This window comes from uncultured Bacteroides sp., from assembly GCF_902491285.1.
Classification (GTDB): domain Bacteria; phylum Bacteroidota; class Bacteroidia; order Bacteroidales; family Bacteroidaceae; genus Bacteroides.
On sequence record NZ_CABUHK010000009.1, the window covers coordinates 1 to 13,853 of the forward strand.

11 protein-coding genes are annotated in these 13,853 nt (G+C 40.2%); all 11 read left to right on the top strand.

The window, feature by feature from the left end:
* Positions 1 to 485 (top strand): RNA polymerase sigma-70 factor (locus RDN93_RS03795; protein ID WP_308744242.1); only part of this gene is annotated, 485 nt, incomplete at its 5' end.
* A 63-nt stretch (positions 486 to 548) separates the two neighbouring features.
* Complete coding sequence (locus RDN93_RS03800; RefSeq protein ID WP_308744243.1) at positions 549 to 1,511, top strand: FecR family protein; 963 nt, start codon at positions 549 to 551, stop codon at positions 1,509 to 1,511.
* A gap of 76 nt (positions 1,512 to 1,587) precedes the next feature.
* Positions 1,588 to 3,147: an ATP-binding protein gene (locus tag RDN93_RS03805; RefSeq protein WP_308744244.1), complete on the top strand. Its 1,560-nt coding sequence runs from the start codon at positions 1,588 to 1,590 to the stop codon at positions 3,145 to 3,147.
* A 170-nt stretch (positions 3,148 to 3,317) separates the two neighbouring features.
* On the top strand, positions 3,318 to 6,740 hold the full coding sequence (locus RDN93_RS03810; RefSeq protein WP_308744245.1) for a SusC/RagA family TonB-linked outer membrane protein: 3,423 nt from the start codon (positions 3,318 to 3,320) through the stop codon (positions 6,738 to 6,740).
* An 18-nt stretch (positions 6,741 to 6,758) separates the two neighbouring features.
* On the top strand, positions 6,759 to 8,300 hold the full coding sequence (locus tag RDN93_RS03815) for a SusD/RagB family nutrient-binding outer membrane lipoprotein (protein ID WP_308744246.1): 1,542 nt from the start codon (positions 6,759 to 6,761) through the stop codon (positions 8,298 to 8,300).
* A gap of 12 nt (positions 8,301 to 8,312) precedes the next feature.
* Entirely contained in the window at positions 8,313 to 9,218 is a 906-nt protein-coding gene (locus tag RDN93_RS03820) for a glycerophosphodiester phosphodiesterase family protein (RefSeq protein WP_308744247.1), read from the top strand.
* 16 nt (positions 9,219 to 9,234) lie between these two features.
* A complete protein-coding gene (locus tag RDN93_RS03825; protein ID WP_308744248.1) occupies positions 9,235 to 10,131 on the top strand; it encodes a glycerophosphodiester phosphodiesterase family protein in 897 nt (298 codons plus the stop codon).
* 88 nt (positions 10,132 to 10,219) lie between these two features.
* Positions 10,220 to 11,731 carry a sulfatase gene (locus RDN93_RS03830; protein ID WP_308744249.1) on the top strand — a complete coding sequence of 504 codons (1,512 nt, stop codon included), beginning with the start codon at positions 10,220 to 10,222 and terminating at the stop codon, positions 11,729 to 11,731.
* Positions 11,732 to 11,748: 17 nt separating this feature from the next.
* Positions 11,749 to 13,104, top strand: coding sequence for an MFS transporter (locus RDN93_RS03835; RefSeq protein ID WP_308744250.1), 1,356 nt, complete (start codon positions 11,749 to 11,751; stop codon positions 13,102 to 13,104).
* 125 nt (positions 13,105 to 13,229) lie between these two features.
* On the top strand, positions 13,230 to 13,352 hold the full coding sequence (locus RDN93_RS03840) for a hypothetical protein (RefSeq protein ID WP_256380237.1): 123 nt from the start codon (positions 13,230 to 13,232) through the stop codon (positions 13,350 to 13,352).
* Positions 13,353 to 13,360: 8 nt separating this feature from the next.
* Positions 13,361 to 13,636: a hypothetical protein gene (locus RDN93_RS03845; protein ID WP_308744251.1), complete on the top strand. Its 276-nt coding sequence runs from the start codon at positions 13,361 to 13,363 to the stop codon at positions 13,634 to 13,636.
* Positions 13,637 to 13,853: the final 217 nt, after the last annotated feature.

A 13,853-nucleotide genomic window follows, 5' to 3' on the forward strand; every position in this document is an offset into this window, starting at 1 on the left:
TGCGGCTTTCTTCCGGCAATCAATATATGGCTGAAGAAGTGGTGCAATCCACTTTCATTCGTATATGGGAAGTGCGTGCGAAAGTAGATCCCGATGCTTCATTCATATCTTTTCTCTGTACGATAGCCAAAAACTTACTGATGAATATGTATCAGCGTCAGACCATTGAATATGTTTACAATGAATATCTGATGAAGAGTGGGGTAGACCGTGACTCGCAGACAGAAGATAATATTGACCTGCGTTTCTTGAACGAATATATCGACTCTTTGGCAGAGGAACTGCCGGCTCAACGCAAGAAAATCTTTATCCTGAGCAAGCGTCAGAACTATACGAATAAGGAAATAGCCGAGATGATGGGGATTTCCGAAAGCACGGTCGCCACACAATTATCTTTGGCTGTGAAGTTTATGCGTGAACAGTTGATGAAGCATTACGATAAGGTAATTGCGCTTCTGTTCGCCTTCTTTGTTAATGAAATGTAATTGTAATACACATTTTTGGATAGTAGATAGGATGAAAATGTATACCTATAAATAAGTAAGAAGATGGATAAAATATATTATAAAGAGCTGATTGATAAGTATTTCGAAGGAAATATAACGGATAATGAGATTAAAGAGCTATCCGATTGGATAAAGAACGACCGCCGCTTACAAAGCTGGTGGGAAGAGGAGTTTTCCAAATCGGATGCCGACATTAATCCGATACTGCGTGACAAACTATTTGCCCGAATCAAAGAAGAGACACAAGGGGAGGAGAAACGAAAGGTCATTCGCATGAATCCGTGGAAATGGGCTGCCGCCATCCTTCTGCCTATCTGTGTCGCCTTCTTTACCTACTATCTTATAGATTCTTCTCAAACAGCGGGAGCTCCCTTTATAGTAAAAGCCGATAAAGGAGACAAAGCAACCATTGAATTGCCGGACGGAACGAATGTCGTGCTAAACTCCGCTTCACAATTAAGCTACCTGAATAATTTCGGAGAAAAAGTCCGTCGTGTACAACTGAATGGCGAAGCCTATTTCAAAGTAGCCCATGATGAAAAGCGCGCCTTTATTGTGCAAGTCGGTGATTTGGAAGTGAAAGTACTCGGCACTTCTTTCAATGTATCCGCCTATGAAGACGCCAAAGACGTGACAGTCGTTCTTTTGGAAGGAAAAGTGGGAGTCTATGCGCAGAAAACGTCGCATATCATGAAGCCCGGCGATAAAATAGAATATAATAAAGCCACTCATAAGATAACAACCGCCCAGGTGCACCCGGATGACTACATCGAATGGACGAAAGGAAACATTTATTTCGAGAAAGAATCTTTGGAAAATATAATGAAAACCCTTTCACGCATTTATGACGTAGAAATCCGCTTCGATTCCAGTAAACTGCCAAAAGAATACTTTACGGGAACCATTCCGGGTGGTGGCATACAGAACGCTTTGAATATCCTGATGCTTACTTCACCTTTCTATTATGAAATGGACGGTTCGGTGATTGTCTTGAAGGAGAAATAAGTGGAACTTTCATAGAGTATCTTTGTTTATTCATCGAATAACGTCTATATTTGTGGTACACTAATTTGAAGATGCAATGAATACATTAGAACGTAAATTGCCGATAGGGATACAGACGTTTGAAAATATACGTAAGGGCGGTTTCCTTTATGTAGATAAAACGGCTATTTTGTGGCAAATAATAAATACGGGAAAGCCTTATTTCCTTAGTCGTCCCTGTCGTTTTGGCAAAAGTCTGCTAATTTCTACTTTTGAAGCCTATTTTCAAGGTCGTAAAGACCTTTTTGAAGGCTTGGCAATTGAAAAGTTAGAGACAAAGTGGGAGCAATATCCGGTTCTGCATCTTGATTTGAATGCGAAGAAATATGAGACGGCAGCAGATTTGGTTGCCATGCTAAACCAATATTTGGAGAAATGGGAAGCCGTCTATGGTGATGAGAAGAAAGACCGTAGTCCTGAAGAACGTTTTAGTTATGTCATTGAGCAGGCCTGCCTGAAAACAGGAAAAGGAGTTGTGGTATTGGTTGACGAGTATGATAAACCCTTACTGCAAGCCCTTTTGGACGAGAACCTGTTGGATGAATACCGTCGTATTCTGAAAGCCTTTTATGGTGTGCTGAAAAGTTCCGACCGCTATCTCCGGTTTATATTCTTGACAGGAGTCACTAAATTTGCCCAAGTAAGTGTGTTCAGTGATTTGAATCAACTGAATGATATTAGCATGAAGATTCCATACGCCAATATCTGTGGTATTACTAAAAAAGAATTAGTATCCACATTTACTCCCGAGTTGGAGCGGTTGGCAGAAGTGCAGGAGATGTCCTTTGAAGATACAGTCGATAAAATGACAGCGATGTACGATGGCTATCACTTTACATACAGCGAAGAAGGACTATTTAATCCCTTCAGTGTACTCAATGTATTTGATGGATTAATGTTTGATAATTATTGGTTTCAGACCGGTACTCCTACCTATCTTGTAGACTTGCTGAAACAAAGTGATTATGATTTACGTTTGCTGATAGATGGCTTGGAAGTAGGAAGCTCCGGGTTTGCCGAATACCGTGCAGAGACGAAGAATCCTCTTCCGATGATTTACCAAAGTGGTTATCTGACCATTAAAAACTTTGATAAATCATTGAACCTATATACGCTAGGTTTTCCGAATGACGAAGTGAAATATGGTTTCCTTAAATTCTTGATACCCTATTACACCCCCATCTCTTCCGATGAAACAGATTTTAATGCTGTTAAGTTTGTCCGCGAACTTCAGTCGGGCGACGTTCATGCTTTTATGGAACGTATGAAATCTTTCTTTGCCGACATTCCCTATGAATTGAATACAAAGACCGAACGTCATTATCAGGTTATCTTTTATCTCGTCTTTAAGTTGATGGGACAATATGTAGATGCAGAAGTCCGTAGCGCAAAAGGTCGTGCCGATGCTGTGGTGAAAACAAAAGACCGCATTTATGTTTTTGAGTTTAAGTTGGAAGGAACGGTAGACGAAGCTCTGAGGCAAATAGATGAAAAAGGATATTTGTTACCTTACCGGACGGATGGGCGTGAGTTAGTAAAAGTCGGTGTCTCCTTCAATGCTGAAGAACGTAATATTGGTGAATATAAAGTAGTTTAATCGTTCATTGAGTACAATATAGAATAGAGCCATTCCGGAGCCCACTTCTTTGGAATGGCTTTTTTATTCTCTGAATCAAATAAGTTAACGAGAGTTAAAGTACGATAGGCGATTGGACGAGCGGATATAACAGTCTGTATACTTATCAAACAACTTAAAAGTTTTGATATATGAAAAACGGAACAACCTTTGAAGCACTCCCTGGAACGTTGGAAGGGAGAAGTAAGAACTGGAGAACATTACGGGCTATCTGTCTAGTCTTGTTTTTAAGTATTTCTTTTACCGCTTACTCTCAAGTTACGGTAAATGTGAAGGACCTTTCTTTAAGAGCATCCTTAAAGAAGATTGAGCAGGTAAGCAGTTACAAATTTTTCTACAATGAGAATCTTCCTGAATTAAATCAGAAAGTTTCGTTGGATGTGCAGAATGTAACTATTGAACAGGTTATGAACAAACTTCTGACCGGAATGGACTTGACTTACAAAAAAGAAAAAGAAAACGTAATTGTTTTGATTCGTAAATCTCAGGAGAAGCAAACTACTAGAAAAGTAATGGGAACGATAGCCGATGAAAAAGGCGAACCTATTATTGGGGCTAGTGTCTTGGTGAAAGGAACTACTATGGGGACAATAACTGATTTCGATGGAAAGTACAAACTAGATGATGTACCAGGGGATGCGATGATATCTATTTCATATATTGGTTATCAGCCGGTAGAGCTTAGTGCTTCAAACAGTAAAGATTTAGCTCAAATTATACTAAAAGAGGACAGTAAAGTGTTGGATGAAGTAGTTGTTACGGCACTCGGTATTTCCCGTAAAGAGAAAAACTTATCTTATGCCACACAGGCTGTTGCCGGAAAAGAACTGGAGCAGGTACGTGATTTGAACGTTGTCAATTCTCTTTCCGGTAAAGTAGCAGGTTTGGATATTAGTAAAGTATCTTCCGGTTTAGGAGGTTCTTCAAAGATTTCATTGCGTGGAAACCGTTCTATTAGTGGTAACAATCAGGCTTTGATTGTTGTCGATGGCGTACCTATTGACAATACGTCTTCCACCACTCGTTCACAAGGTTCGGATGGTAAGGCATTAACGGGCGGATTTGATTCAGGAGACGGTATCTCTTCTATCAATCCGGCTGATATCGAATCTATTAATGTTCTGAAAGGAGCATCTGCGGCAGCTTTGTATGGTTCACGCGCCAGTAATGGTGTAATTATCATAACTACCAAGAAAGGAACTGTCGGACAAGGGTTAGGCGTCACCTATTCATCTTCTTTCTCAATAGATTCTCCCAATATAATGTTAGACCTGCAAGATGAATATGCGCAAGGTTCAGGAGGACAATATAATAAAAACACTTTATATAATTTTGGTCCTAAGATGGAAGGCCAGATGGTCGAACATTGGTCTAACAATCCTAATTATGCCGGAAATAAGGAGTACGCTTTAACTCCCCAACCCAATAATGTAAGAGATTTCTTTAATACAGGTATCAATTGGTCTAATTCTGTTGGGGTGTCTACCGGGACAGAAAAGACACAAGCCCGTTTTTCTCTGAACCATGATTATGCGACGGGAATTGTTCCTCAGAACCGGTTGAATCGCGCTTCCGCTTCTTTACGTTTGAATTCAAAACTAAGTAAGAGTGTAGAAATAGATGCAAAAATAAACTATATGAACCAAAAGGTAAAAGGTAAACCCTGGACGGGGGAGAATATTTTCAACCCTGTACGCCAGATTTATACCATGCCGAGAAATATCGTGTTGGATGATGCTAAAACATACGAATATGTAAGTACAGGAGGTACGATAAAGACATTACAACATCATTGGCTGCCAGGTGGCGCAGACCTTTCTCAGAATCCATATTGGGTTGTTAATCGCAATGTACGGTCAGACGAACGTAATAAAATATTGGCAATGGGATCTGTAAAATGGACTATACTTGAAGGATTGAGCTTGATGTTGCGTTCCAGTGTAGATTATTATCACGATTCGGGTGAATTCAAATTATATAATGATACTTATCAAAGAGCGCCGAATGGTAACTATATATTAGATTCTTATGATTCTTTTGAATGGAACAATGACTTCTTGCTGACTTATGCCAAAACCTTGAGTGAGGATTGGACTTTTGACGTAAACTTTGGTGGAAGTACTTTCTATCAAAACAGGAAAGGAAGCAGCTATTCAAATACAGAATTACTGGCAGAAAACTTATTCTCACAATCCAACGCAAAGAACCTGGTAGGAGACAATTCTTTGTTCCGTCGTAAGCTGAACTCTTTTTATGGCTTTGCACAAGTAACATATAAAGGATTCCTTACTTTGGATGTGACAGGTCGTAATGACTGGTCGTCTACTCTGCCAAAATCAAGCTTCTCTTATTTCTATCCATCGGTAGGTTTGTCGGCTGTATTGAGTGATATAATCAAGATGCCCGAATGGTTTAATTTTGCAAAGGTGAGAGCTTCTTATGCGCAAGTGGGTAATGATACAGACCCCTTTATTGTCAATCAGACCTATTCGTATATCGCAGGAGGAAATAATGGATATGTATACCAATCAAGTAAATTGCCTGCAGTAGACTTGAAACCGGAAAAAACAGATTCGTTTGAAATGGGTGTCGATGTTCGCTTCTTTGGTGACCGTTTGGGACTGGACTTTTCTTATTATAACTCAAACACTACTAACCAGTTGATTTCTATACCTATGCCTTTGCCCTCAGGTTACCAGAACCGTTTTATAAATGCAGGTAAGGTACAGAATAAAGGTGTTGAAATCAAGCTATACGGTACTCCGATAGAAACAAAAGCCTTCTCTTGGACTACTCAATTCAACTTTAGCAAGAATACGAATACGATAAAAGAACTGACAAAAGATGTGAAAACCATCACTTTGGGCTCTGAAGATTTTATAGCAAATGTGGTGGCTGAAGAAGGAGGTTCCTTTGGTGATATTTATGTGCGTGGATTTCAGCGTAATGATGCCGGTGAAATACTGGTGGGGGCAAACGGACTACCTAAATTGACCTCTAAGAAAACAGTGAAAGTCGGTAATGCAAATCCGGACTGGACAGGCGGCTGGTCAAATACATTCAGATATAAGAATTTATCATTGAATGTTTTGATAGATACTAAACAAGGAGGTAAGATTGTATCTTTCACAGACGCAGTATTAAGTGGGTATGGTTCTACTGCCCGTACATTGGCCGGACGTGAAGGCGGTATTGTATTTCCCGGAGTGTTGGATAGTGGAGAGAAGAATTCGAAAGAAGTCAATGCGGAAGCTGTGTGGACTACTTTAGGAGGACGTAACAATCCGGTGGGTGAAGTATTTGTATATGATGCATCCTTCATTCGTCTGAAAGAAATCTCACTTTCCTATTCTTTCCCGAAATCAGTATTAGGCAAATTGCCTTTCACAGGATTATCCTTAGGAATCTATGGTAAGAATCTTTGTTACCTACAAAATAAAGCAGGAATCTTTGATCCGGAAATGACGGTAGGTACAGGAAATAATCAGGCGTTGGAAGCTTTTGCTTTGCCTTCCACCCGCTCATTCGGTATTAATTTGAACGTATCTTTTTAATGAATAAACTTTAGAATTATGAAGAAAATAAACTATCTATATCTGTTGTTACTGACCGTGGTAACTTTATGGGGATGCTCTGATTTCGAGGATTTGAATAAAGATGACACGAAACTTCCGGAGCTTGGGATGGCACACGTTGGTGCAGCTTTCGCATATTCGCAATATTGGGGAATGTATGTTGACCGTTACGAGTTTGAACTGGTAAGTTCGGTAATGTCCAATTTGTATGTTCAGTATTTTACGAATGTAACCCCGTCTTTTCAGTCGGATAGGTTTGCCGCTCCTGATAAGTTCTCGAGAAGAGCATGGGCTACTTACTATTTGAAAGCACTTCCGCAATTAGAAACCGTACTTGAAATGACTGAAAGCACATTGCCGGTGGCACACGCGGTTGCTTTAGTTTGGAAAGTGCAAATATCTCATCGTGTAGCCGATTTATATGGACCGATGCCTTATTCTGATGCAAATAATGCCCAAGTAAGCGTGAAATATGATTCACAGGAGGATGTTTATAAACAGATGTTTACGGATTTGAATACAGCTATTGCGGTATTGGCTCAAAATAGAACTGCTAATGCATTTGGCACAGACGACCAAATATATAGTGGAAGTGTAGAAAAATGGTATCGGTTCGCTAACTCGTTGAAATTACGTTTAGCCATGAGAATTTCGGATGTAAACTTTGCAGACGCTACAAAATATGCAGAAGAAGCAGTAGCGGCCGGAGTTATGGAAACTGCCGGTGATGATGCTTTCCTCATTGCTACTCCCTCATCAACTACTCCTTATGGTTGGCTTTCCGCTTGGGGAGAAACTTACATGAGTGAGGCAATGCAAAGTATATTGGTGGGTTACGATGACCCGCGTTTGCCTGTATTCTTCAATAAGCCTGTTGACGAGACATATAATAGCAATTATAGAGGTGCGCGCAATGGCATGAATTCTATTGAAATGGGACTTGCAGAACATGCGAAAAATACATTATCCTTGTTGGGTTCGCGTTTTTCTGATTCCGATTCTAAAAATACAGAGCCACTAATGGTAATGAATGCGGCTGAAAGTTATTTCTTGAGAGCGGAAGGAGTGATTAAAGGATGGAATATGGGTGGAACTGTTGAAACATTGTATAAGAAAGGTATTGAATGTGCCATGAAAACATGGGGAATCCCGGATGCAGCTATTACGGCTTACACAACTTCCGAAAAATTGCCGATGGCTCCGGGAGGTCATTTTAACACTCCGGCAATGAATCAGTTACCCGTTAAATTATCTGCCGATGAGTCCGAACAGCTAGAACAGATTGCGTTACAGAAATGGTTGGCTCTGTTCCCTTACAATTCGGTAGAGATGTATGCTGATATACGCCGTACCGGTCGTCCGCATCTTTACGACCGCATACATACAGATGATGAAACAGTAGGAGTGAATCAACTTCCGGCCCGTTATTTATATCCGGAGGATGAAATCACTAAAAATAAAGCAGAATATCAGAATGGATTAAAATTACTCGGTGGTGAAGATAAGATAACTACGCGTGTTTGGTGGGATATAAAATAAGAAATGTGCATCATGAATACTAAATATTTAACCATTATAACATTTATGCTTTTTATGAGTGGAGTTTTCTCCACTCATGCTCAAAATCGGTTGGATTTTCTTTTGAATACTTTGAAAGACAGCGGTAAATCTGATTATGTGATGATTTTTGCTCATCGTGGTGATTGGCGGAATGCTCCGGAAAACTCACTTCAAGCGTATAAGAGCTGTATTGATGCCGGATTTGACGGTATTGAGATTGATGTACAAATGACAAAAGACAGCATCATAGTCATGATGCATGACCAGACGATAGACCGTACAACGACAGGAACCGGTAAAGTGTCTGACTATACTTGGGCGGAATTGAAAGATTTAAAATTAAAAAGTCCTATCGGGGTGATTACACGCCAAAGAATACCTACTTTCGATGAAGTGCTGGAACTGGCTAAAGGTAAAATTTTAATTCAGGTAGACAAATGGCAGCCCATTAAAGAAAAAGTTATAGAGGTTGCGAAAAAACATGGATGCTTGGAACAAATAATTCTACGTGGAACGACAGATAGCAAGCATGTAGCCCAAACTTATGGTAAACTGCTGGACGGAGTAAATTATATTCCCGTATTGGTTTGCAAGGGAGAAGGTGATGATGAGAAACTGGATGATTTTATGGATAATATAAAGACATCTGTTATTAGTCTTTCTTTCACAAGGGATGATTTTCCTGTGATAGACCGGGCTAAGGAAATAAAGGACAGAGGATTCCGTATTTGGTACAATTCATTGTGGGCAGAGTTTAACGGTGGGCATGATGATGAAATGGCAATGGACAATCCGGAGAATAGTTATGGGTGGTTACTGAAAAAAGGAGCTAATATAATATTTAGTGACCACCCGTTCCTGCTGGATGCATACTTGAAGAAAATAGGAAGAAGATAAATAATACATAAACGAGATGAAGAAACTCATATTAATTGTAGTTGCTGTACTGGCAACAGTTCAACTTTATTCGCAGGATAGAGTAAGTTTGATACGTGAGAAGCTACTGAACCGTGAACAAAGCACAGTTATAGTTGCCTCTCATCGTGGAGATTGGCGTAATTTCCCCGAGAATTCATTGGAGGCGATAGATAATGCAATAAAAATGGGAGTGGATATTGTTGAATTGGATGTGCAGCGTACTAAAGACGGACAGTTGATACTAATGCATGACCCCACATTAGACCGTACATCTACGGGAAAAGGGAAAATAGCCGAAGTTACATTGGATTCTATACGCAAACTGAAACTGAAGAACGGTTGTGCAATTCGTACCATTCATAATGTACCGACACTTGAAGAAGCTCTACTACATGCTAAGGGTAAAATCATGTTGAATTTAGATAAAGCCGACCGCTACTTTGAGCAGGTATATGCATTGATGAAAAAGACGGGAACGACTAAACAAATCATAATGAAAGGAAATAAATCCGCCGAAGAAGTAAAAAAGCAGTTTGGTGATTATTTGAATGATGTCATCTATATGCCTATTGTCAATTTGGATACTCATGGTGCGGAACAGCAGATTGAAACTTTTATTAAAGATATGCGACCGGTCGCTTTTGAATTGCTTTTCGTCAAGGATTCAAATCCTCTTCCTGTCAAATTGAAATCGTCTCTTGACGGACGGGCATTGATTTGGTACAACACCCTTTGGGATACAATGGCTGGCGGGCATGATGATGATATGTCCTTAAAGAATCCTGATGACGGCTATGGATATCTTATCGATACACTTGGGGCAAGAATCATACAAACCGACCGCCCTCAATATCTGCTTGACTATTTGAGAAGCAGGAAACTACACGACTAATAGTAAGTTTGCATTTATTTTTAATATAGGCTTATTCCGGACTTTATAGTTCGGAAAAGCCTGTTTTATACTTAAAAAATAACGATACATGAAAGAAAATTCGATATTGTCAGGTGCAGTTTTGATTTCAACAGTGCTGGTATCCTGCCAATCACAGCATAAGGAGAAAGTTCGTCCGAATGTTATTTTCATCTTAGCGGATGACTTGGGGTGGACGGATTTGTCATGTTATGGCAGTCGTTTTTATGAGACACCCAATTTAGACCAACTGGCTAAAGAAGGTGTCCGTTTTGCGAACGCTTACGCTGCTTGTCCGGTAAGCTCGCCTACACGTGCATCTTTTCAAACGGGAAAATATCCGGCACGTCTGCATTTGACTGATTATATTCCCGGCGGCTATTCCATTCCTTCAAGAAAAAAACAGATTGAAGAATATTGTCCGGTACTCCCGGTCGATTTTGTGCAAAATATGCCTTTGGAAGAATTGACTATTGGCGAAGCATTGAAACAGGAAGGCTATCAGACAGCTCATATTGGTAAGTGGAACTGTTCGGTAGACTCATTGACCTATCCTCAATATCAGGGATATGATATAAATATAGCAGGTTGTAATAAAGGTGGCCCAGGTAAAGGAGGATATTTTTCACCCTATCATAATCCTTATTTGAAAGACGGGCCGGCGGGAGAATATCTGACGGACCGGTTGGGTGATGAATGTATCCGTGTCATACGTCAATTCAAAGATGCTCCTTTCTTTATCAATCTGCCTTTTTATCAGGTGCACACTCCATTGTTGGCGAAACCGGATAAAGTGAAATATTTTGAAGAAAAGGCTTTACGGATGAACTTGGACACTTGCCGTACTTTTGATGAGAATCCGGAATGGAAGTCTATGCAACCTTATCAAGATGCTTCTCATCATGAAAGGCTTGTACATAGCAACGCTGTATATGCTGCTATGCTCGCCAGTATGGACGAGAATATCGGGCGAATAATAAATGAGTTAAAGCGCCTGAAACTCTATGATAATACTATTTTGATTTTTACTTCGGACAATGGAGGTCTTGCTACTTCTGAAGGCTCGCCAACTTCCAACCGCCCATTGCGGGGTGGGAAAGGATTTACTTATGAAGGTGGTATTCGTGAACCTCTGATTATACGTATGCCGGGAGTTACGATTCCTGCTACTATTTGCGATGAAGTAATAACCTCTACCGATTATTATCCTACAATTTTAGAAATGACAAATAGCAAGATGCAGCCACAACAACATTTGGATGGAATTTCTTTTCAGCCTTTGCTGAATGGAAAAAAAGAACATTTAGATAGGGATGCTGTCTATTGGCATTTTCCTCATTATTCCAATCAGGGCGGCAGGCCTTCGGGTGCCATTCGTTGGAATAATTATAAATTGATTGAATTTTATGATACCGGTACAGTCGAGTTGTACGATTTGTCTAAAGACATATCCGAACGCAATAACCTTGCAGAACAGAATAAAGTGTTAACTGACGAACTTTTAAAAAAACTGCATCATTGGCGTACAGAAGTTAATGCAACGATGCCGGCTAAGAATCCCTTATTCACGACTTGCAAATAATAATAAAATAGTCTTTTATGATAAAGAAGTTGCTGAATTTCTACAAAATCTCTCCTCCGGCAGTCGGGGGAGAGACTGATTCCGAACACTCTGCCCGTTTTAAACGTATCCGTTGGGCTACATTTCTATCCGCCACTACCGGATATGGCATCTACTATGTTTGCCGTCTCAGTATGAATGTAGTGCGTAAGCCGATTGTAGAGGAAGGAATATTCTCCGAAACTCAATTAGGAATCATAGGCTCCTGCCTGTTCTTCGTGTATGCAGTGGGTAAGCTGACGAATGGATTTCTTGCCGACCGTAGCAATGTGCGACGTTTTATGTCTACCGGATTAGTATGTTCCGCTTTGATAAACCTGTATTTGGGCTTCACCAGTTCATTTTATGCATTTGTCATACTTTGGGGATTGAATGGTTGGTTTCAGTCAATGGGGGCGGCGTCCGGTGTCGTTTCGCTGACACGGTGGTATAGCAGTAAGGAGCGGGGGACTTTCTATGGTTTTTGGTCTGCCAGTCATAATTTGGGCGAAGCATTGACGTTTATCTCCATAGCATTGCTGGTTAGTTGGATGGGGTGGAGATATGGAATGATTGGAGCCGGAGTAATTGGTATCCTGGGATTCCTGATGATGCTTGTCTTCATGCGTGATACGCCACAGAGTCAGGGATTCTTGTTGGACAAAGATTCTTCCTCCGCAGATTCCCAGTCTTCATCCGGTAAACAGACGGAAGATTTCAACAAAGCTCAAAAAGCAGTTTTGAAGAATCCCGCAATTTGGATTTTGGCTTTATCAAGTGCATTTATGTATATCAGCCGCTATGCGGTAAATAGTTGGGGCGTTTTTTATCTGGAAGCTCAAAAGGGATACTCTACATTGGATGCCAGTCTCATCATATCTATCAGTTCCATTTGCGGAATCATCGGCACGGTATTTTCCGGTATCATTTCCGACAGGTTCTTTTCCGGCAGTCGTAATATTCCCGCTTTAGTATTTGGGGTGATGAATGTGTTTGCTCTCTGCCTGTTTCTCTTAGTTCCAGGTGTTCATTTTTGGATAGATGCATTGGCAATGGTACTTTTCGGCTTAGGTATCGGAGTCTTGATCTGTTTTCTGGGTGGTTTAATGGCAGTGGATATTGCTCCCCGTAATGCATCGGGCGCCGCTTTGGGGGTAGTCGGCATTGCCAGTTACATCGGAGCCGGACTGCAAGATGTGATGAGCGGTATACTGATAGAAGGGCAAAAGACCGTTCAGAATGGAGTAGATGTTTATGACTTTACATATATCAATTGGTTTTGGATTGGTGCGGCATTACTTTCAGTATTGTTTGCTTTATTAGTTTGGAATGCAAAATCAAAAGAAGTCAATTAAAGTGAGTACATTAGGTTAGAATATAAGTCTTTGTTTTCGAGGTATTAGTCACCATTCCGGGAAGTAAGTAATGATTGCTATTCTTCCTGGAATGGCTTTTTTATAATCAATTAAATAATAGTTTTATGGAAAATTCATGTAATGATGAATTGTTTTGTTCATTGAAAAATGAACTTCGTGAAGTAGATGCACAAATCAATGTGCAGAGTGAAAAACTAATCGAGCTGTTCGACCAAAAAAAAGATTAGTCGGTCTGTTGGTTCGGGAACTTGAATCGCATACGCCTGCCACAATCGAATATCTGGGTGACCCGAAGCAGTACATTTCCGTAGTGCTGGCGGCTATCGACCACGGTCGTCTTACGTATGACGGAGTAGCGAACTGTGAACAGACTTTCCGCTCTTTGGCGAATGTGATAGATGTCATAAGTCCTAAAAATGGGAAAGTGCTTAGTGTGGAGACGTTGGTGTCTTATGAGAAGAAAGAGCGTTCCGGAGATTTTAAAGATTATTCGGAAGGGAATTTTGAATAGTCCGGGGTGGCCCGGAAGCTGATTAGAAAACGTGGCGGGAAATCTGAAAACATAATCATTGTCGGATTTCTGCCACTTTCAGCTTTTTTTAATCTATTATGTAAGCACTATCTATATTCAAGAATAATGATTGTTTTTTGTTCTTGAATTATAAATATTAGAATAAAGTTTTGAAAAATAGAATTATGTTTTTATCTTTGTCACATGAAAAATGAGT

Excerpts from the sequence above, each read along its gene's own strand:
- RDN93_RS03835 (WP_308744250.1), top strand. The coding sequence starts at position 11,749 with ATGATAAAGAAGTTGCTGAATTTCTACAAAATCTCTCCTCCGGCAGTC.
- RDN93_RS03840 (WP_256380237.1), top strand. The coding sequence starts at position 13,230 with ATGGAAAATTCATGTAATGATGAATTGTTTTGTTCATTGAAAAATGAA.
- RDN93_RS03820 (WP_308744247.1), top strand. The coding sequence starts at position 8,313 with ATGAATACTAAATATTTAACCATTATAACATTTATGCTTTTTATGAGT.
- RDN93_RS03805 (WP_308744244.1), top strand. The coding sequence starts at position 1,588 with ATGAATACATTAGAACGTAAATTGCCGATAGGGATACAGACGTTTGAA.
- RDN93_RS03830 (WP_308744249.1), top strand. The coding sequence starts at position 10,220 with ATGAAAGAAAATTCGATATTGTCAGGTGCAGTTTTGATTTCAACAGTG.
- RDN93_RS03800 (WP_308744243.1), top strand. The coding sequence starts at position 549 with ATGGATAAAATATATTATAAAGAGCTGATTGATAAGTATTTCGAAGGA.
- RDN93_RS03815 (WP_308744246.1), top strand. The coding sequence starts at position 6,759 with ATGAAGAAAATAAACTATCTATATCTGTTGTTACTGACCGTGGTAACT.
- RDN93_RS03825 (WP_308744248.1), top strand. The coding sequence starts at position 9,235 with ATGAAGAAACTCATATTAATTGTAGTTGCTGTACTGGCAACAGTTCAA.
- RDN93_RS03810 (WP_308744245.1), top strand. The coding sequence starts at position 3,318 with ATGAAAAACGGAACAACCTTTGAAGCACTCCCTGGAACGTTGGAAGGG.